The 19,713-nt window shown below is 63.1% G+C and carries 16 protein-coding genes; 4 read left to right on the top strand and 12 right to left on the bottom strand.

The annotated features are described in order from the left end of the window. Positions 1 to 45: 45 nt before the first annotated feature. Both V6B08_RS03785 and V6B08_RS03780 read right to left on the bottom strand, forming a co-directional pair. Positions 46 to 1,341, bottom strand: coding sequence for a hemolysin family protein (locus V6B08_RS03785; protein ID WP_341978265.1), 1,296 nt, complete (start codon positions 1,339 to 1,341; stop codon positions 46 to 48). 240 nt (positions 1,342 to 1,581) lie between these two features. Then, the gene (locus V6B08_RS03780) at positions 1,582 to 1,983 is read right to left on the bottom strand and encodes a RidA family protein (RefSeq protein ID WP_341978263.1); all 402 of its coding nucleotides are present in this window, start codon (positions 1,981 to 1,983) and stop codon (positions 1,582 to 1,584) included. A gap of 107 nt (positions 1,984 to 2,090) precedes the next feature. Between V6B08_RS03780 and V6B08_RS03775 the strand changes: the two genes are divergently transcribed. The 4 genes from V6B08_RS03775 to V6B08_RS03760 are packed head-to-tail and all read left to right on the top strand — an operon-like array spanning position 2,091 to position 4,591. Beyond that, the gene (locus V6B08_RS03775; RefSeq protein ID WP_341978261.1) at positions 2,091 to 2,696 is read left to right on the top strand and encodes a TetR/AcrR family transcriptional regulator; all 606 of its coding nucleotides are present in this window, start codon (positions 2,091 to 2,093) and stop codon (positions 2,694 to 2,696) included. A gap of 21 nt (positions 2,697 to 2,717) precedes the next feature. Beyond that, positions 2,718 to 3,215: a PaaI family thioesterase gene (locus V6B08_RS03770; RefSeq protein WP_341978259.1), complete on the top strand. Its 498-nt coding sequence runs from the start codon at positions 2,718 to 2,720 to the stop codon at positions 3,213 to 3,215. A gap of 29 nt (positions 3,216 to 3,244) precedes the next feature. After that, entirely contained in the window at positions 3,245 to 3,634 is a 390-nt protein-coding gene (locus V6B08_RS03765; RefSeq protein WP_341978257.1) for an MAPEG family protein, read from the top strand. A gap of 24 nt (positions 3,635 to 3,658) precedes the next feature. Further along, a complete protein-coding gene (locus V6B08_RS03760) occupies positions 3,659 to 4,591 on the top strand; it encodes a PLP-dependent cysteine synthase family protein (RefSeq protein ID WP_341978255.1) in 933 nt (310 codons plus the stop codon). A gap of 418 nt (positions 4,592 to 5,009) precedes the next feature. Here V6B08_RS03760 and V6B08_RS03755 read toward each other — a convergent pair whose 3' ends face one another. The 10 genes from V6B08_RS03755 to V6B08_RS03710 form a co-directional block, all read right to left on the bottom strand. After that, complete coding sequence (locus tag V6B08_RS03755; RefSeq protein WP_341978252.1) at positions 5,010 to 6,662, bottom strand: ATP-dependent nuclease; 1,653 nt, start codon at positions 6,660 to 6,662, stop codon at positions 5,010 to 5,012. Positions 6,663 to 7,023: 361 nt separating this feature from the next. Beyond that, positions 7,024 to 11,559: a glutamate synthase large subunit gene (gene gltB / locus V6B08_RS03750; RefSeq protein WP_341978250.1), complete on the bottom strand. Its 4,536-nt coding sequence runs from the start codon at positions 11,557 to 11,559 to the stop codon at positions 7,024 to 7,026. Between the two features lie 17 nt (positions 11,560 to 11,576). Next, entirely contained in the window at positions 11,577 to 13,022 is a 1,446-nt protein-coding gene (locus tag V6B08_RS03745) for an NAD(P)-dependent oxidoreductase (RefSeq protein ID WP_341978248.1), read from the bottom strand. A gap of 401 nt (positions 13,023 to 13,423) precedes the next feature. Further along, positions 13,424 to 14,386: a complex I NDUFA9 subunit family protein gene (locus V6B08_RS03740; RefSeq protein ID WP_341978247.1), complete on the bottom strand. Its 963-nt coding sequence runs from the start codon at positions 14,384 to 14,386 to the stop codon at positions 13,424 to 13,426. A 91-nt stretch (positions 14,387 to 14,477) separates the two neighbouring features. Continuing rightward, positions 14,478 to 15,347, bottom strand: a complete 870-nt coding sequence (locus V6B08_RS03735) for an alpha/beta hydrolase (RefSeq protein ID WP_341978245.1) — start codon at positions 15,345 to 15,347, stop codon at positions 14,478 to 14,480. Between the two features lie 10 nt (positions 15,348 to 15,357). Then, the gene (locus tag V6B08_RS03730; RefSeq protein ID WP_341978242.1) at positions 15,358 to 15,948 is read right to left on the bottom strand and encodes a Smr/MutS family protein; all 591 of its coding nucleotides are present in this window, start codon (positions 15,946 to 15,948) and stop codon (positions 15,358 to 15,360) included. Then, positions 15,938 to 16,624, bottom strand: coding sequence for a LutC/YkgG family protein (locus V6B08_RS03725; RefSeq protein ID WP_341978240.1), 687 nt, complete (start codon positions 16,622 to 16,624; stop codon positions 15,938 to 15,940). Before V6B08_RS03725 ends, V6B08_RS03730 begins: the two co-directional genes overlap by 11 nt. Position 16,625: 1 nt before the next feature. Beyond that, on the bottom strand, positions 16,626 to 18,083 hold the full coding sequence (locus V6B08_RS03720) for a LutB/LldF family L-lactate oxidation iron-sulfur protein (protein ID WP_440588792.1): 1,458 nt from the start codon (positions 18,081 to 18,083) through the stop codon (positions 16,626 to 16,628). A gap of 3 nt (positions 18,084 to 18,086) precedes the next feature. Further along, positions 18,087 to 18,881 (bottom strand): (Fe-S)-binding protein, encoded by a 795-nt coding sequence (locus V6B08_RS03715; protein WP_341978237.1) that lies wholly within the window; start codon positions 18,879 to 18,881, stop codon positions 18,087 to 18,089. Between the two features lie 36 nt (positions 18,882 to 18,917). After that, positions 18,918 to 19,679 (bottom strand): FadR/GntR family transcriptional regulator, encoded by a 762-nt coding sequence (locus V6B08_RS03710; RefSeq protein ID WP_341978235.1) that lies wholly within the window; start codon positions 19,677 to 19,679, stop codon positions 18,918 to 18,920. Between the last annotated feature and the right edge of the window lie 34 nt (positions 19,680 to 19,713).

The raw sequence follows: 19,713 nt of genomic DNA, 5'->3' as shown, positions 1-19,713 counted from the left end.
ATCGTCATGCCCCGGTCAAGCCGGGGCATGACGAATAGCTGATTATTACGCGTCGAGCCGCGAGGCCAGCAGCTTGTCGATACGGCGGCCATCCATGTCGACGACCTCGAAGCGCCAGCCTTTCCATTCCACATGGTCGCCGGTCTGCGGGATTGAGCCGAAACGCGCCAGCGCGAAGCCGGCGGCGGTATCGTAATCATCCTCGCCTTCAGGCAGCACAAGGCCGAGCATGTCGGCCATGTGATGGCGCGGCGTGAGGCCGTCGATCAGCCAGGAACCATCCTCGCGCGCCACCAGCCAGGGCTCCACCGGACCTTCTGGTGTGGCGAGTTCGCCGACGATGCTTTCCATGATGTCGGCGGCGGAAACGACGCCCTGTAGCGTGCCAAATTCATCCACCACCAGGGCGATGCCGGTGGGCGCATGACGAAGCTGCTCCAGTGCCTCCAGCACATCGGCGGTTTCCGGCAGGATCGGCGCCGGGCGCACCAGCGGCGCCAGTTCCAGCGGCTTGCCATCAATCACCGCGTCCAGTGCATCCTTCACCAGCAGCAGGCCATGCACATGGTCGATGCCGCCATGGCCGGCCGGCAAGCAGGCATGGATCGAACCGCGCAGCGTGGCAAGCTGGCGCGGCAAGGCTGAATCAAGATCGATCCAGTCGATTTCCGTGCGCGGCGTCATCACCGAACGCACCGGGCGGTCGCCAAGCCGCATCACGGCGGCGATCATGGCGCGTTCCGCCGGCTCCACCACGCCCGCGCTTTCGGCTTCCGCCACCAGGGTCTTGATCTCTTCTTCCGTCACCTGTTCGGCGGTATCGGATTTCGCGCCGAGCAGGCGCAGCACCAGGCGGGCGGAAACATCCAGCAGGCTCACCGCCGGCGACGCGATACGCGCCACCACGGTCATCGGCCGCGCCACCAGGATCGCCATGCGCTCGGCATTGCGCAAAGCAATCTGCTTCGGCACCAGTTCGCCGACGATCAGCGACAGATAGGTGACGGCGGAAACCACGGCGGCGAAGGCGATGCCATCGGCCCAGGCTTCGGGCCAGCCGAAGGTTGTCATCAGGTAGAGGCTGAGGCGGTCGGCCAGCGTGGCACCGGAAAAGGCACCGGCGGCGATGCCGACCAGCGTGATGCCGATCTGCACCGAGGACAGGAAACGGCCAGGATCGTTGGCCAGTTTGAGCGCCGCTTCAGCACCGGCATTGCCTTGCGCGGCCAGCAGTTGCAGCCGGGTCTTGCGCGCCGAAACCACGGCGAGTTCCGAGAGCGCCAGCACGCCGTTGAGCAGGATCAGCGCGACGATCAGGGCCAGTTCGGCAGAGAGCGGCATCACGCGCTCCCACGCCGGCGCGGGCCGGGGGAGGCCGTACCGGGGCCAGTACCGAGGGCTGTATCGGGGTGGGGGAGGGGTTGGCGGCGGGCCGGCGGGGTTGAGGAACCATCCGCCGGCTTGGCTATAGACGCATCGTCGCTGGGCATAGTCCGCGGAGTATAGAGGAACGCCGCCCCGGCACCAAGGCCCCCGGTTTACCCAAGGTAAGGTATTCGACTTGCAATAGATTCCGGCGCATCAGCGCCGGGCAGCAATAGCCTCGATCTCGATCAGCCAGTCCGGCCGCATCAGGCGGCTGACCACCAGGGCGGTGGAGGCCGGCTTATGATCGCCGAGAAAGCGGTTGCGGATGGCATTCACCGCGCTGCGCATGGCGTCGTTCATGTCCAGGCTGCCGACGTAATACACCGTCAGCTTGACGATATCCTTCGGCTCCATGCCGCCTGAGCGCAAAACCGCGCCCAGATTGGCCCAGGCCATATGCGCCTGCTCCAGGATGCCGATGCCGGTGCGACCCGAGGCATCGGTGCCGACCTGACCGGAAATGAACAGCAGGCGGGCGCCGGGATGGACTTCGATACCCTGGCTATAAGCTCCGGCCGGCGCCATCGCGTCCGGCGGGTTGTGGGATTTAAGCATTCTGCTCCCCCTCGAACATGGTTAACCGCAAGTTGCGCCGGATTCTGACTGATTGCAACAGGATATTATTATTGACTGATCGTTCTGGAATTCCTATTCTAGCAGCCATGGCCCGCCCGAAAAGCTTCAACACCGACGATGCGCTGCTCCGCGCCATGGAGCTGTTCTGGCGCCAGGGTTTCCATAATACTGGCATGAGCGAACTGGTGGCGGCGATGGGCATCAGCCGCCAGAGCCTTTACGACACCTATGGCGACAAGACCCAGTTATTCCTGGCTGCCCTGGACCAGTATTGCGCCGCGCTGGAAGCGCAGCTTCTGGCCACCCTGAAGGCCCCCGATGCCGGGCTGGCGGCGTTGCATGACACCGCCATGGGGGTGATCGACTTCCTGGTGCAATACCCGGAGCGCCGCGCCTGCCTGATGGCCAATACCACCCTGGAGCTGGCGCCGCATGACGCCGTGGTGGCTGAGCGGGTGCGCGCCCATCTTGCCAATATGGCAGCCGCCTTCCGCCATGCCCTGAATAATGCCCGCGCGCGCGGCGAGATCGCCGCCGATGCCGACCCTGCCGCGCTCGCCGATTACCTTGTCGGCATGGTGCATGGCCTGATGGTGCTGGCGAAAAGCGGTGCCAGCCGCGAGACCCTGCACGGCATCCTGCACACCGCCGCCACAGTATTGAAGCCTGCTGCGCTGCAGCCTGCCAACTGAAATAACAGGAAGGCCTTAGCCATGTCATTCCTTGATCAGATGCCGCGCCTGCCGCTGGCCCCCGATGATGGCAGCCCGCATCCCTATGCAGCCATGCTGACGCCGGATCGCCGCGACGGTTTGCTGGCAGCGGCAGCCGTCTATCCGATCTTCCGCCATCTCGGCATGGTGCTGGAGGATGTGCAGACCGACTTCGCCCGCATCGGGCTCGATCATCGTCTGGAACTGACCAACCCGATGGGCGGCCTGCATGGCGGCATCCTCGCCACCATGATGGATACCGCCGTCGGCTGGGCGATGGTGACGACGATGAAACAGGGCTTTGTTGTTGCCACGGTGAATCTGGCGGTCAATTACTACAAGCCGCATCTCGCGGGCCGCGCCAGCGCCGAAGCCCGCATCGCGCGCAAGGGCCGCAGCATCCTGTTCGCCGAGACGATTGCCCGCAACGCCGCCGGCGAAGTGCTGGCCCAGGGCAGTTGCACCTATATGCCGGCGCCTTTGCGCCAGGCCGCCTGATCACCTGTGACACAGCAAAGGAGAATACCATGACCACTGAACTGACCATGCTGGCCCTGTCGGCCCTGCTCTGCCTGCTTCTCGCCTTCCCCTACACGCTCGGCTTCATCGTGCAGCGCGGGCTCTACACCGTGGCCGGCAACCGCGAGGATTTTCCCGCCGGCCAGGGCTGGATCGGTCGCGCCCACCGCGCCCATCTCAACATGGTGGAGAATCTGGTGCCGTTTGCCGCCCTGGTGCTGGTGGCCCATGTCGCCGGCAAGCATGACGCCATGACCATCGCCGGCGCGCAGCTCTTTTTCTTCGCCCGGCTGGTGCATGCCGTGGTCTATACCGCCGGCATTCCCTGGGCGCGCACCCTGGCCTATTTCGGCGGCGTGGTCGGCATGCTGGTGATCCTGTGGCGGATTTTCGCCTGAGTCGCCACTGACGATGCTTACCTGATGACCATGCTGAACTGCATCGGCGGCACCCGTCTGGTGCCGCTGATCCGCCTGCACAAGCCCGGCGCCGCGCGGCTGCTGCTGAAACTCGAATACGAGAATCCGACCGGCAGCATGAAGGACCGCATGGCGCTGGCCATGGTGGAGGCGGCCGAACGCGATGGCCGCCTCAAGCCCGGCGGAGCTGTTGTCGAATATACCGGCGGCAGCACTGGTGTTTCGCTCGCCTTCGTCTGCGCCGCGAAACGCATCCCGCTGGAAATCGTCACCTCGGAAGCCTTCTCGAAGGAGAAGCGCGACCATATGGCGGCGCTCGGCGCACGGCTGACCCTGGTACATAGCCCGACCGGTGGCACCACCAGGGCGCTGACCTTTGAAATGATCGAGACCGCGCGGCAGATTGCGGCGGCGCTGCCGGGCAGCTACTGGACCGATCAGTTCAACAACACATCCGTGTTCGCCACCTATGGCTTGATGGCCGACGAAATCTGGCAGCAGAGCGGCGGCAGCGTCGATGCCTTCGTGCATTGCGTCGGTACCGCCGGCTCCCTGCGCGGCATCGGCACCCGGCTGCGCGAACTGAATCGACATATGCATGTCACCGCCATCGAGCCGGCGGAATCCGCCGTGCTGTCGGGGGGCCTAAGCGGCAGTCACAAGATCGAAGGCACCGGGCCGGGCTTCGTGATGCCGCATTGGCGGCCCGACCTCGCCGACGAGATCGCGCCGGTTTCCAGCAGCGACGCCATGGCGATGGCCCGCCGCCTGACGCGCGAGGAAGCCATCTTCGCCGGCACCTCGACCGGCGCCAACGTGCTGGTGGCGCTGCGCCTGGCCGAACGCCTCGGCGCAGGCAAGACCGTCGTCACCATCGCCTGCGACAGCGGCATGAAATACCTGAGCACGGCGCTCTACGGCGCCAGCGCGGCGTGAGTGGTTCGGAAAGCGGAAACTCGTAGATGCCCCGGCCAAGCCAGGGCATGACGCTTTTGCTTGTTGTTGTCGTCTATTGTTTCGTCACCCCCCGCGAAAGCGGGGGGTCCCATTTTGTCGTCATGGAAATGGGATTCCCGCTTGCGCGGGAATGACAGTAAAACATAAAAAACGTCATGCCCCGGCTTGGCCGGGGCATCCACGTGTTATTATTGCCCAGGCCTGACAACGAAAAACGCCGCCGGATTGCTCCGGCGGCGTTTTCCATTTCGCATGATGCGTGCCGCGTTACGCCCGCTTCGCTGCCTGGGCATCCGAGAGCGGATGTTCGAGGCGCGAGAGCATCTCCTTCGGGCAGATCTGCCAGAAGCGTTGGCGCATGTAGTCCCAGTCGCTGAACATCTCGGAAAAATGAAAATCAAGTTGTACCCTTCCGCGAAGGGTTTTGAATCCACGCAATGATCTTTTCTAGAAATTCCCACACATCATCATTACTTGGTTTTACATATGCCGCGTCCAAGGGATTGCTCCCTAGGCGCTCCAACATTGCAACTGTCCAATCAGTCTTTTTACCTAGTATACCTAAATGTGATAGCCAATTCTCCAACTCCCCACCTCGGACTGGAAATACACCAAACCCCTCTAAATTCGAGAAAAGTAAGTCTGCGGCCTCACGGCTCTTTGCATCTAGAATACTTAGACCACCGCTTGTCTTCATATCTTTCCCGGTTGCTTTAAAAGCATCACAGATTGCTGCTCTCTGTTGCCCATACCCAATGTGTAATATGCTGGGTATTTGGGCGGCACTTAGCCAGTCAGTCCATGTCTCCCCGCCATCCTTTACAATATCAATATCGGTAATAGCTGCCGCTGGAACCCCAAATTGGCGAAGAGGTCCAACAATATCTTTTATTGTTTGTTTGTTCTGGGCATTTACAAAAAGTATAGAAGGATAGTTCGACTTTCCTTCTGAAAGGCGATGGTAAATTTCCGAATAGAAAGCTCGATCATTGTCTGATTCGAGCACTATGACACCATCGTGAAAAAGCCCTGAGATTACATTTGCACTGCGCATCAAGGGGCGCTTGAAAAGAGCCTCAAGTGCTTTTGAGTCTATTATTCGCCCGCGTGATTTACCGTCCGCATATTCCAAACGAACTACCTGCACAGTGGATGATGCCTGCAAACAGCCCATTAGAAAGTCTGAGCTATGAGTAGAAGCCATAAGTATGCGACCATTCTCAGCCGTAAGTGTCGCCAAATTCTTTCCTAACTTCCGCGCCAAGGGTGGGTGCAGAAACGCTTCTGGCTCATCGACTAAAATTGTATGAAATTCACCAGAAAGAACAGCCGAAACTATGCCTGTGAAGGCTTGAACCCCATCACTTGCCTCCTTCACGTAAGTTGCGTTTTTATAATACTCCCGCGCCGTGGCATTAAGAGATTGCTCATCTGATGGCGGGTTTTGTCTTGAGAGACGAATACGTAATTGCCCTAATTTTGTAGGGTCTATGACAAAATACAAACCAAAGGCATCTTTAATAAGGTCGCGTACTTTAAGACGTGCTGCGTCATCTCGAAAAAGATGCGACAGCATATTGTTCGGTAAAGCCAATAAATCACCAGCATCTTGGTCATTGGTCAGATTAAAGCGAGAGCGCCCATCAAGCCGTATAACCCCCCACTTGAGATACTGGCTAGCCATCCACCGCTTATCTCTCTTTTCTTTTACTATTTGGAGAAGGTCTAGCTCGTTTAATTGTGCTGTTTCGACGCCTGACCCCGGACTAATACGTCTGAACAAAATATTCTCAATAGGTAAGTCAGGTGGGCTATAATATTTAGCTTTAGAAATTGTAGCTTGCACATTTTCTGAAGTTGGCCACTCGATCTCATAATCTACAAGGATCTGAAGCTGGCTTGGAAAAGGGTATATATTAAATGCTGCCTCTATTTCTCTAAGCAGTAAGCTTTTACCGGAATTATTAGGACCCACAAAAATTGTAATGCCTTTGGTTGGGAGAGATATTTCACCCGTTTCTGTAAATTTTAGCTTTATTGATGAAAGCATGGTTTTCCTATTTAAAGATCCTGGAGAGCGGTGTGCAGCAGTTAGCTCTACTAATATGGAATGCATACATTATGACTGATTTTCGAATACTACCCCGAACTCATAGAGGCATGACAATATAAAATACGTCATGCCCCGCTTCAGGCGGGGCATCCACGCGTTTCTGTTTTTAATTCAGTCACTCCCGCGCCAGCCCTTCGGGCCTGTTCGCCCACGAACGCCTTTGGCGTCTGGGCCTACAGGGAATCTCATTTTCCAGAAGGTTGAATGGGACCCCCGCTTTCGCGGGGGTGACAACTAAAAGAAAAAACGCCGCCGGATTGCTCCGGCGGCGTTTTCCATTTCGCATGATGCGTGGCCGTTACGCCCGCTTCGCCGCCTGGGCATCCGAGAGCGGATGCTCCAGCCGCGAAAGCATTTCCTTCGGGCAGATCTGCCAGAAGCGCTGGCGCATGTTGTCCCAGTCGCTGAACATCTCAGCGGCATAGGCCGACTGGGTTTCGCGGATATGCTCCTCGATCATGCCGCGCAGCACGCCTTCCCAATAGCTCGACGCAAGGCGCTGGTAGACCACGCTTTCGTCGTTGATCAGGATCGGCAGCGTGTTGTCCGGATCGAACACGAAGGCCATGCCGCCGGTCATGCCGGCGGCGAAGTTGTCGCCCACGGCACCGAGGATGGCGATGCGGCCGCCGGTCATGTACTCGCAGCCATTCGAGCCGCAGCCTTCGATCACGGCGGTAGCACCCGAGTTGCGCACCGCGAAGCGTTCACCGGCCTGGCCGGCGGCGAACAGCTTGCCGCCGGTGGCACCATAGAGCACCGTGTTGCCGATGATGGTGTTGCGGCTGGTCTGGCCGACCAGTGGCGAGGACGGCGCCGGACGCACCACCACGGTGCCGCCCGAGAGGCCCTTGCCGACATAGTCGTTGGCATCGCCGAATACTTCCAGCTTGATGCCCTGCACGGCAAATGCGCCGAGCGACTGGCCAGCCGAACCGGTGAGCCGCACCGAGATATGGCCGGGCTTCAGCCCCTTCATGCCGAACTTGCGCGTGACATGTGAGCTGAGGCGCGTGCCGATGGCGCGGTGCGTGTTCTGGATATTGTAGGCGAGCTGCATTTTCTCGCCATGGCTAAACACCGGCGCCGCGTCCTTCACCATCTGGGCGTCGAGCGTGTCGGGCACCTCGTTGCGGCCCTGCAGCGTGCAGTAGCGGGCATAATCGCCGGCATCGGCCTGTGCCAGGATCGGGTTGAGGTCGAGGTCGTCGAGATGCGCGCCGCCGCGGCTCACCTGGGTGAGCAGGTCGGTGCGGCCGATGATCTCGTTCAAGCTGCGCACGCCGAGGGAAGCGAGAATTTCGCGCACTTCCTCGGCAATGAAGCTGAACAGGTTGACCACCTTTTCCGGCGTGCCGACGAATTTCTGCCGCAGTGCATCGGCCTGGGTGCAGACGCCGACCGGGCAGGTATTCGAATGGCACTGACGCACCATGATGCAGCCCATCGCCACCAGGGCCGCCGTGCCGACGCCATATTCCTCGGCACCCAGCATGGCGGCGATGACGATGTCGCGGCCCGACTTGAGGCCGCCATCGGTGCGCAGCTTCACGCGATGCCGCAGCTTGTTCAGCGTCAGCACCTGGTTGACTTCACTCAGGCCCATTTCCCACGGCGTGCCAGCGTATTTCACGCTGGTCTGCGGGCTGGCACCGGTGCCGCCGACATGGCCGGAGATCATCAGCACGTCCGCCTTGGCCTTGGCGACGCCGGCGGCGATGGTGCCGATGCCGGCTTCCGACACCAGCTTGACGCAGACCTGGGCTTCCGGGTTGATCTGCTTCAGATCGTAGATCAACTGCGCCAGATCCTCGATCGAGTAGATGTCGTGATGCGGCGGCGGCGAGATCAGCATCACGCCGGGCGTGGCATGGCGCAGCTTGGCGATCAGCTCGGTGACCTTGAAGCCGGGCAACTGGCCGCCCTCGCCGGGCTTGGCACCCTGCGCCACCTTGATTTCCAGCTCGCGGCAATTGGTCAGGTATTCGGCGGTGACGCCGAAGCGGCCGGACGCAATCTGCTTGATCGCCGAATTGGCGTTGTCGCCATTCGGGCGCGGCTTGAAATTCTCCGGTGCCTCGCCGCCTTCGCCGGAATCCGACTTGGCGCCGATGCGGTTCATGGCAATGGTCAGCGTCTCATGCGCTTCCGGGCTGAGTGCGCCGAGCGACATCGCCGCCGAGACGAACCGCTTGCGGATCTCGGTGACCGATTCCACCTGCTCGATGGGAATCTTCTGTCCCGCCGGCTTCAGTTCCAGCAGGTCGCGCACCGAGATCGGCGGCAGGTCGCGAAGCCCGAGCGTATACTTCTTGAACAGCGCGTAATTCTCGGACGCCACCGCCGTTTGCAGCATGTGGATCAGGTTGGCTTCCCAGGCATGGGCCTCGCCGCCACGGCGGTAGCGGTAGATGCCGCCGACCGGGAGCGCCACAACATCCTGGCGGTATGCCTTCTTGTGCAGTTCCAGCACTTTCTTCTGCAGGCCATCATAGCCGATGCCGGAAATGCGCGACGGCATGCCAGGGAAAAGATCGGCGACGAGCGAGCGCGACAGACCGAGCGCCTCGAAATTGTAGCCGCCGCGATAGCTCGAGACGACCGAGATGCCCATCTTCGACATCACCTTGAGCAACCCGCCATCCACCGCTTCCTTGTAGCGGGTGGTGGCTTCTTCCGCCGTGAGCTTGCCGAGCAGGCCGCGATTGACGCGGTCGACCAGGCTGGCTTCCGCGACATAGGCGTTGATCGCGGTGGCACCGACGCCGATCAGCACAGCGAAGTAATGCACATCCAGCGCCTCGCCGGAGCGGACGGTGATCGAGGTGAAGGTACGCAGGCCGGCACGCACCAGATGGCTATGCACGGCGCCGACGGCGAGAATCGTCGGGATCGCGGCGCGCTCGGCCGATTGCGCCTCGTCGGTCAGCACCAGATGCGCGGCGCCGCCACGCACCGCCGTATCGGCTTCCGAGCGGATACGCTTGATCGCATCGCGCAGCGCACTCGGCCCGCCATCGGCAGCGAAAGTCGTGTCAATCTTCGCGGTGGTGTTCTCGGTATACTTCAGCACCTTGGCAAGATCGGCATTGGTCAGCACCGGGCTTTCCAACAGCAGGATCTTCACCTGCTGGGCATCCTCGTCCAGCACGTTCGAGAGGTTGCCCATGCGGGTGCGCAGGCTCATCACCCGCTTCTCGCGCAGGCTATCAATCGGCGGGTTGGTGACCTGGCTGAATTGCTGGCGGAAAAAATGATGCAGGCCGCGATACTGTTCCGAGAGCACGGCAATCGGCGTGTCGTCGCCCATGCTGCCCACCGCTTCCTTGGCGTCTTCCGCCATCGGCTGCAGGATCAGCTCCATGTCTTCCAAGGTCAGGCCGCCGGCAAGCTGGGCACGGCGCAAAGCGTCGCGGTCGAAGCTCGGGCCCGGCGGAGTCGCTTCCTTGATCTTGTCCAGCGTTGAGATGCCCTTGACCCATTCGCCATAAGGCTGCTCGGCGGCAAGCCGGTCCTTGATCTCGCGGTCCTTGAACAGGCGGCCCTTCTTCAGGTCCACCGCGATCATCTGGCCGGGGCCAACGCGGCCCTTCTCGACCACACGGCTTTCCGCCACCGGCACCATGCCGGCTTCGGAGCCGATCACCAGCAGCTTGTCGGACGTGATAGTGTAGCGCAGCGGGCGCAGGCCGTTGCGGTCGAGACCGGCGACGCACCAGCGGCCATCGGTGGCACAGATCGCCGCCGGGCCGTCCCACGGCTCCATCACCGAGTTGCCGTAGGAATAGAGGTCGCGATGCGCCTGCGGCATGGTGGTCTTGTTCGACCAGCTTTCCGGGATCAGCAACGTCTTGACCATCGGCGCGGTGCGGCCGGCACGCACCAGCACCTCGAACACCGCGTCGAGCGCGGCGGAGTCCGACGAACCCGACTGGACGATCGGCTTGATATCGGCGGAATGTTCGCCGAATGCCTCCGAGGCCATCTTGATCTCGTGGCTCTTCATCCAGTTGATGTTGCCGCGCACGGTGTTGATTTCGCCGTTATGCGCCAGCATGCGGAAGGGCTGCGCCAGCCGCCAGGTCGGAAACGTGTTGGTCGAATAGCGCTGATGATAGATCGCGAAGGTCGAGACGAAACGCTCGTCCTTGAGATCGGGATAGAAGTTGTCGAGCTGCTCGGCCAGGAACATGCCCTTGTAGATCACGCTGCGGCAGCTAAGCGAGCAGATGTAGAATTCGGTGATATGCGCGTTGAGCACCGCCTTCTCGATACGGCGGCGGATCAGAAACAGGTCGCGCTCGAATTCGTTGTCATCCTTGCCCAAGCGGTTCTCGATCAGCACCTGCTCGATTTCGGGACGCGTTGCGTTGGCCTTCTCGCCGATGATGGCGGCGTTCACCGGCACCTGGCGCCAGCCATAGATACCGTGGCCGAAATCCAGAATCGCGGTTTCGACAATGGTGCGGCAGGTCTCCTGTGCCGAGAGATCGGTCTTGGGCAGGAAAACCTGGCCCAGGCCGAGCTTGCCCTCGCCCGGCTCGAAGCCGGTGCGGCGCACATGCTCGCGGAAGAAATCCTGCGGGATCTGCACGTGAATGCCGGCGCCGTCGCCGGTCTTGCCATCGGCATCCACCGCGCCGCGGTGCCACACCGCCTTCAGTGCCTTGATGCCAGCCACCACCACGTCGCGGCGCGGCATGCCGTCCAGCGCCGCCACCAGGCCGACGCCGCAGGCATCGCGCTCATCCATGGGGCTGTACATGCCCTCGGCGGCCAGCCGCGCGGCCTCGTTCTTGTAGTGCTCAATGAAGCTTTCGCCGGAGTTCGTCATGGCTAATGGCCTCCTTCTTACTCAGCGGCCTGCGCGCTCGGCGCGGCCTTGGCTTGAATATAGGTGTGGATCGAATCCGCCGCCTCGCGGCCATCGCGGATCGCCCAGACGACCAGCGACGCACCGCGCACGATGTCGCCGGCAGCGAACACGCCGGGCAGGCTGGTGGCATGAGAGCGGGCATTGGCCTTCACCGTGCCCCAGCGCGTCACTTCCAGATTCGGCGCCTTGAACAGGGTCGGCAGGTCTTCCGGATCGAAGCCCAGCGCCTTCACCACGAGATCGGCCGGCTGATCATAATCGGCGCCTTCGATCTCCACCGGGCTCTGGCGGCCCGAAGCATCGATGGGGCCGAGCTTCATCTTGCCGATGCGCACGGCGGTGACATTGCCTTCGCCATGGAAGGCGCGCGGCAGGGTGAGCCAGGAGAATTCGACGCCTTCTTCCTCGGCATTCTTCACTTCGCGCATCGAGCCCGGCATGTTGGCCTTGTCGCGGCGATAGAGGCAATGCACGCTGACCGCGCCCTGGCGGATGGCGGTGCGCACACAATCCATCGCGGTGTCGCCGCCGCCGATCACGGTGACGCGCTTGCCCTTGGCATCCAGCGCGCCGCTGACGAAATCCGGCACGCTGTCGCCCAGGCCGGTCTTGTTCGACGCCGTGAGGTAGGTCATCGCCGGCACGATATTGCCCAGGCCCGAGCCCGGCCCCTGGATGTCGCGCGCCTTGTAGACGCCGGTGGCGATCAGCACCGCATCATGCTTCTTGCGCAGGTCTTCCAGCGTGGCGTCGCGGCCGACTTCGAAATTCATGTGGAACTGGATGCCGGCCTCGGCGAGCAGGGCCGAGCGGCGCTCGACCACTTCCTTCTCCAGCTTGAAATTCGGAATGCCGTAGATCAGCAGGCCGCCGGGGCGGTCGTAGCGGTCATAGACATGCACCTGATAGCCAAGCCGGCGCAGGCGCTCGGCAGCGGCGAGGCCACCCGGGCCGGCGCCGATGATGCCGACGCTCTGGCTGCGTTCCGCGCCAAACGGCTTCGGCACCTTGACCCAGCCATTCTCGAACGCGGTCTCGGTGATGTATTTCTCGATCGAGCCGATGGTGACGGTGCCATGGCCGGACTGCTCGATGACGCAATTGCCCTCGCAGAGCCGGTCCTGCGGGCAGATGCGGCCGCAGATTTCCGGGAAGGTGTTGGTGGCCGAGGAGAGTTCGTAGGCTTCCTCCAGCCTTCCCTCGGCGGTCATGCGCAGCCAGTCGGGGATGTTGTTGTGCAGCGGGCAATGCACCTGGCAGAACGGCACGCCGCATTGCGAGCAGCGCGAGGCCTGCTGGCCGGCCTTCTCGGCCGCGAATTCCTGGTAGATCTCGCCGAAATCCTTGGCGCGTTCCGCCGCCGCGCGCTTCTCGGGCGTCGACTGGGCGAGGGAAACGAATTTCAGCATCTTCTCGGCCATGGCCGGGGACTCCTGGTCTTCGGGGCAGGGCCGTCCTGGCCGATCCGCCCGGTCTTGCGGGGCTGCCAGCCTGGGGGATGTGCTCAGCGAGTTGCACCGGGGCGGCAAAAGCCCGCGCAGACACTCCAAGAAGGGGTCCGCCGGGCTTCTCTTAAGCTTTTATTGTCCAGCTCGCGACTCCGCAAGCAAAAAAACGCCGATAGGTCAGTATTTATGACTAATAATTTTATTTCGCACCCCCAGGTGACTCCCCGAGGGGGTATATGGGGGGTTGCTGCTTTAGCAATAGGTCCGAAACGGTATTAGTTTATTTGTTGGTTTTTCAATAAATATGCTAGAAATGCCTAAGAAAAAGCCCGGCTGAGCCGGGCTTTGTACGCATACAATCGGGCGGCGCCAGCCTAGCTGAAACGCGGCTCGAATTTGCCACCGCCACGGCGGAAGCGGATCAGATAGCTCGGCAACACGGCTTCCGCCGCGGTCGCCTCGATGCCGAGATCCTTGAGCCCCTTGGCGCCGTCCGCCACCACATTGTCGGCCTTCAGCAGCTCGATCTGGTCCCGCGTGATCGGCGCCTGGAACGGCAGCGGCAGGATTTCCAGCACGAAGGCCAGCGGCTTCAGCGCCGCGCCCGGCACGGGGAGCAGCAGGCGGGACTTGCCGATTTCCTTGAGCGTGAGCTGCATCAGCTCCTTGAAGCTGTAGACCTGGGGGCCGCCGAGCTCATAGGTCTGGCCGGCGGCTTCGGCGCTGGTCAGGCTGCGCAGCACCGCTTCCGCCACATCCGCCACATAGACCGGCTGCATTTTCGTGTGGCCACCATCGACCAGCGGCAGCGCCGGGACCAGGGAGGCCATAGTGGCGAAGCGGTTGAAGAAATCATCCTCCGCGCCGAACACCACCGAGGGGCGCAGGATCACAGCGCTGGGGAACTGCTTCTTCACCCCGGCCTCGCCCGCCGCCTTGCTGGTGGCATAGCCCGACGCGCTATCGGCATCGGCGCCGATGGCCGAGACATGCACAAGCTGCTTCACCCCGGCATCCTTGGCCAGTTTCGCCACCGCTTCGGCGCCGAAAGCCTGCACGGCGGCAAAGCTCTGCGGCCCGCCCTGCTGCAGGATGCCGACGCAGTTGACGGCATAGTCTGCATTCTTGAGGGCAGCGGCGATGGAGCGCGGCACGCGGATATTGGCCTGCACCAGCTCGACCTGGCCGACCGCGCCCATGGTCTTGAGGAACAGGCCCTCATCCGGGCGGCGGATCGCCACCCGCACCCGAGCGCCCTGCTCGACCAGCTTCTGGACCACGTAGCGGCCGATGAAGCCGGAGCCGCCGAACACGGTGACGAGGGAGTTGCGGAGCATGGGGCGCCTCTGCGGAAAATTCGGGGGGTGCTTGGGCCGGACTATAGCGAATCCGCCAGCCGAGCCAACCGTTTCGGGCCGTTTTTGCAGCCTATTCGGTGACCTGAGGCTTGGCCGCAGTCTGGAAGATGTAGCCCAGCGCCTCGGCCAGGCTGCCCTCCCACACCGCCCAGGAATGGGCGCCGTTGACGATGCGCAGTTCCGCCGGCTGCCGGGCGCGGCGCAGCGTGCTGTAATACAGCGTGGCATGTAGTTCGATCTGGAATTCGTCGTCGTCGCCGGATGCGATGAAGGTCGGCAGCGGCAGCCCCTTGGCCAGGAAGCCCGGCAGCAGCGCGGGATAGTTCAGCGCCTGCCAGCGCGCCACATCGAAGGGCTGGCCGAAAACCCCGACCTTGCGGGCGGAGGAATTCTCCGGCGGCTCCGGGTTGTAAATCGCCGGGCTGAACAGGGCGGCGGCTGCGAAGAGTTCCGGGTATTTCAGGCCGAAGCGCATGGCGCCGTAGCCGCCCATGGAAAGCCCGCCGAGCAACCGCCCGTCGCGCCGTGCCAGCACGCGGTAGCGTTTCTCGATGCCGGGCAGCAGGTCGCGGATGAAGGCGGTTTCCATCTTCTCGCTGCCAGCCGTATCGACATACCAGCTCCGCTCCGCCGAGGGCATCACTACCAGGGCCGGGGGGATGGTGCCGGCCTCGATCAGCCGGTCCATGGTGGCTTCCAGGTTGCCCTGGGCCAGCCAGTCGCCATCCTTGCCGCCAAAGCCATGCAGCAGATACAGCACCGGATAGCTTAAATTCGACTCGGCATAGCCTTTTGGCAGATAGACATAGGCGGGAAGGACGCGGCCCAGACTGGCTGAGGGCAGGTCGATATGCTCAATGCCACCGGCCCGCGCTGCCGAACTCAGCAGCAGGGGGTTCAGCAGCAGCAGAACCAGCAGGATCAGCAGGCGGCGGCGCATGGCCGGCAGTCTAGCTTTCCTCGCGCTGGCGCCGCAACAACACGAAGAAGGCGCCGGCGCCGCCCTGTTCCTGGCGGGCGGGGGCGATGCCGAGCACCTGGTCGCGCCAGGGGCCGTGGCGCAGGTATTCCGGCAGCCAGGCGCGCAGCACGCCGCGGCGCTCGAAGAGCGGCGGCGGTTCGCTGCCCGTGGTGATCCCCTTGCCGGTGATCACCAGCAGGCCGCGCTGGCCGCGCGCGATGCAGTCGCGCAGCAGCCGGTCCATGGCGCGTTCGGCTTCGCGCAGCGTGAGGCCATGCAGGTCGATGCGCTGCTCCACCGGGATGCGGCCCTGCACCAGACGCTGCTTGAGGCGCGAATCCATCTGCGGCAACTGCTTTGCCGAGACGCCCTTTCCCGGACCTTTCTTGAGATTATCGGCGCGGGCATAGTCGCTCGGGAACGGCGCCTCGGGCCGCAGCACTTTCGGCATCGGCGCCAGCGGCGCCGGCACACGGTCCGGTCCGCGTTTCAGCGGCCGCACTTCCTTGGCGACGCTGTTCCACACCTCGCCATCGGGCACCAATGGCACCGGCTTCAATCCAAGCTTTTTAGGCGGCATCGTCGATCAGCACGATATGAAGCTGGCGCGGGCCATGGGCGCCGAGCACCGGCACGCCTTCGATATCGGCGGTGCGCGATGGACCGGTCACCAGATTGACGCTGCGCGGCCAGTTGGCAACGCCGCCGATGCTCTGGCGCAACCGCGCGAAGGCATCTTCCATGCTGCCGGTGATCTGGCTCGCGCGCATCACCACGATATGGTTGTCGGGTACGAAATGCAGCGTCGTGGAGGTCTGGCTGCCGGAATGCAGCATCAGCGTACCGGTTTCGGCGATGCCGGCGAAAGCCGGGGTGACGCTGACCAGATCCTGGGAGCGGCCCGGCCCGGTTTCGACGCTGAGCATCGGCTTGTCGGCCCAGGGGATGCTGGTCAGATCAGGATGCGGTGCCATGCGGATAGTGGTCGGCAGATTGCGCTGCGCCAGATACGTCGCCACCGCTTCCGGTACGTCATTCATCGAAGCGACGCGATCCACCGTCACGGTCAAGGCCGTGGCCTTTTCGATGAACAACTCGACCTGCTGCGGCTGCGGCAATTGCGCCCGCTTAGGAATCAGGTTCGGCTGTGGATTGCTGATGCGCTGGTTGACGCGGGCTTGCGCTGCCGCATCTTCCGGGCCACGGCCCAGGCCACGGCGCAGCGTCGAGAAAATCTTGTCGCGCGACGTCGCCATCTTACTTGCCCCCGTCCTGCTTTACTGACTGGCGCTTTTGCCATTGGGACATGAAGGTATCGCCTTGCGGCGCGGGGAAATCGCGCGCCGCTGTCCAGCCATTCGCCAGCGGCAACGAAGCGAAGCGGCCCTTCTGCTTGCCCAGCGCACCCAGCAGCCCGATGCCAAGCCGGGTGGCGAGGCGATACAGCCATGGGCGCTGCGCCAGCCAGGCCCAGGCCTCGATGCCATAGCGCTGCAGCGGCGGCGTGATGCGCTTTTCATGCGCCTGCTCGCGCCAATGCCGCATGATCTTCGGCAGCGGAATCCGCATCGGGCAGACTTCCTCGCATTTGCCGCAGAAGGTGGAGGCATTGGGCAGATGCTGGGCGGCTTCGAGCCCGATCATATGCGGATCCAGCGCGGCGCCGATCGGGCCGGGATAGACCCAGCCATAGGCATGGCCGCCGACCGAATGATAGACCGGGCAATTATTCATGCAGGCGCCGCAGCGGATGCAGCGCATCAGGTCTTCCAGCGGCGAGCCAAGCATTTCGCTGCGGCCATTATCCAGCAGCACGACATGGAATTCTTCCGGGCCATCCACGTCGTCGGCGCGCTTCGGGCCGCAGGAGAGCGTCGTGTAGCAACTCATTTCCTGGCCGGTCGCCGAGCGCGCCAGTACGCGCAGGATGGTGGAGACATCCTCGAGATTCGGCATCACCTTCTCGATGCTCGAAATCACGATATGCATCTTCGGCAGGCTCTGCGTCAGGTCGCCATTGCCTTCATTGGTGACGATCACCGTGGCGCCGGTTTCGGCAATGAGGAAATTGGCGCCGGTGATGCCGACATCGGCCTTGAAATAGGCCTGGCGCAGCACGCTGCGGGCCTCGGATACCAGGGTCTGCGGCTCGGTGGAGCGTTTGCCTGGTTTCACGCCATTCGGCGCGTAATCCGGGTGATGCTCCTCGAACAATTCCGCCACCTGCTCGCGGGTCTTGTGCAGGGCCGGGCCGATGATATGGCTCGGCGGCTCATGGGCGAGCTGGATGATGTATTCGCCCAGATCGGTCTCGACCGGCTGGATGCCATGCTGTTCGAGGAAACCGTTGAGGCCGATTTCCTCGCTGACCATCGACTTGCCCTTGGTCACGGTCTTGGCGTCGCGCGAGCGGCAGAGCGCCAGGATGGTCTCGCGCGCTTCGCGCGGCGTGCGGCACCAATGCACATGGCCGCCCTTGGCGGTCACCGCCTGCTCGAAGCGTTCGAGGTAAAGGTCGAGATGCGCCATCACATGCTTCTTGATGGCAAGACCCTCATCGCGCAGCGCCTCGAATTCCGGCAGTTGCTGCGCGCTCTCGACGCGGCGGCTGGCCATCGGCCCGCCGATGATCGCCATGGCCTTGCGCAGATTGGGATCGGCGAGCGCCTTCTTGGCATTGTCCTTGAAGGCAAAGGAGGTGATCGGCATGGTCATGGCTCAGCCCTCGCCTTCCGCAATCGCCGGCGTATCCGTCATGCCGGCCAGCACCTCGGCGACATGGCGCACCTGGACAGCACTGCCCTCGCGCTTCAGCTTGCCGGCCATGTTCATCAGGCAGCCCATATCGCCGGCCAACAGCAGTTCAGCGCCGGAAGCGGCGATCTTCTCGGTCTTGCGCCCGGCGATATCGGCCGAAACCTCGCCATACTTGACACAGAAGGTGCCGCCGAAGCCGCAGCAGGTTTCAGCACCCTCCAGCGGCAGCAGCTCCAGCCCCTGCACGCTGCCGAGCAACTGGCGCGGCTGCGCCTTGATGCCGAGTTCGCGCAGGCCCGAGCAGGAATCGTGGTAGGTGACTTTCGCCGCCAGGCTGGCCGTGACGCTTTCGACCCGCAGCACATCGACCAGGAAGGACGTGAGTTCCCAGACCCGGTCCGAGAAGGCCTCGGCGCGGGCTTTCATCGCCGGCTCGGCGGCGAACAGGGCCGGGTAATGCTCGCGCAGCATGCCGGCGCAGGAGCCGGACGGCGCGACGACGAAATCATAGCCCTCGAAGGCCTCGATCACCTGGCGCGCGATGGCCGTGGTGTCCTTGCGGTCGCCGCTGTTATAAGCCGGCTGGCCACAACAGACCTGACTGGGCGGCACCTCGACGAGGCAGCCGGCATCCTGCATCAGTTTCACGGCGGCGAAGCCGACCGAGGGCCGGAACAGGTCCACCAGGCAGGTGACGAACAGGGCGACACGCGGCTGGGACGGGCGCTCGCTCGGCGGGGTGGGTGCGTGGGTCATGGGTGCTGGCTGATCCTTGGGGCGTCGGGTTTCAGTCTAACTGGATTTGGCCAGATGTGCAGCGAGGCCGAGCCGGGCCTTGCCCTTGGCAATATGGGCAGCGAGCTGGGCGCGGGCCTCGGCGCCATCGCCGGCGGCCACGGCAGCGAGGATCGCCTGATGCTCACGCTCGATATCGTCCAGCCGGTCCTCGTAGCGCAGCTTGGACAGCCGGGCGAGCTGCATGGTTTCGCGCAGGCCCCGACCGACATACTGGGCGAAACGCGCCAGCACCGGGTTGCCGGACGCCTGGGCCAGGGCCTCGTGGAAACGAATATCCTCGGCCAGCCCGAGGCCGCCGGCCTCGATGGCGGCGCGCATCTCGGCCAGTGCCTGGCGCATCGCGGCGAGGTCTTCCTCGGTATGGCGGAGCGCGGCCAGTTCGGCGCAGTCGCATTCGATCAGGGTGCGCAGTTCCAGCAAATGGGCATCCACCGCCGGGGGCAGCCGGAAGCCGCTCCTGCCGCCTTCTCCCCTGGAACCGTCCGCCTTGGCGCCGGAAGCCGGCCGCGCCGCCTCATCCACGGCGGCGACAAAGGCGCCCTTGCCCTGGCGGGTGGTGAGATAGCCTTCCGCCTTCAGCCGCGCGATGGCCTCGCGCACCACGGCACGGCTGACCCCGAAGCCGGCGGCCAGCGCCTTTTCCGCCGGCAGCCGGGCATGCACCGCCCATTCGCCGCTGACGATGCGGGCCAGCAGGGCGGCGGCGACATCATCGGCCAGCGATGGCGCGCGCGGGATGGCGTTCAGTTCGGTCATGCTCTACCAGGGTCAATTATGGTCTGGTTGTCGG

This window comes from Ferrovibrio sp. MS7 (assembly GCF_038404985.1).
Classification (GTDB): domain Bacteria; phylum Pseudomonadota; class Alphaproteobacteria; order Ferrovibrionales; family Ferrovibrionaceae; genus Ferrovibrio; species Ferrovibrio plantarum.
Note: the sequence above shows the minus strand (reverse complement) of the source record. Positions and strands in the feature narration are given on the sequence as shown.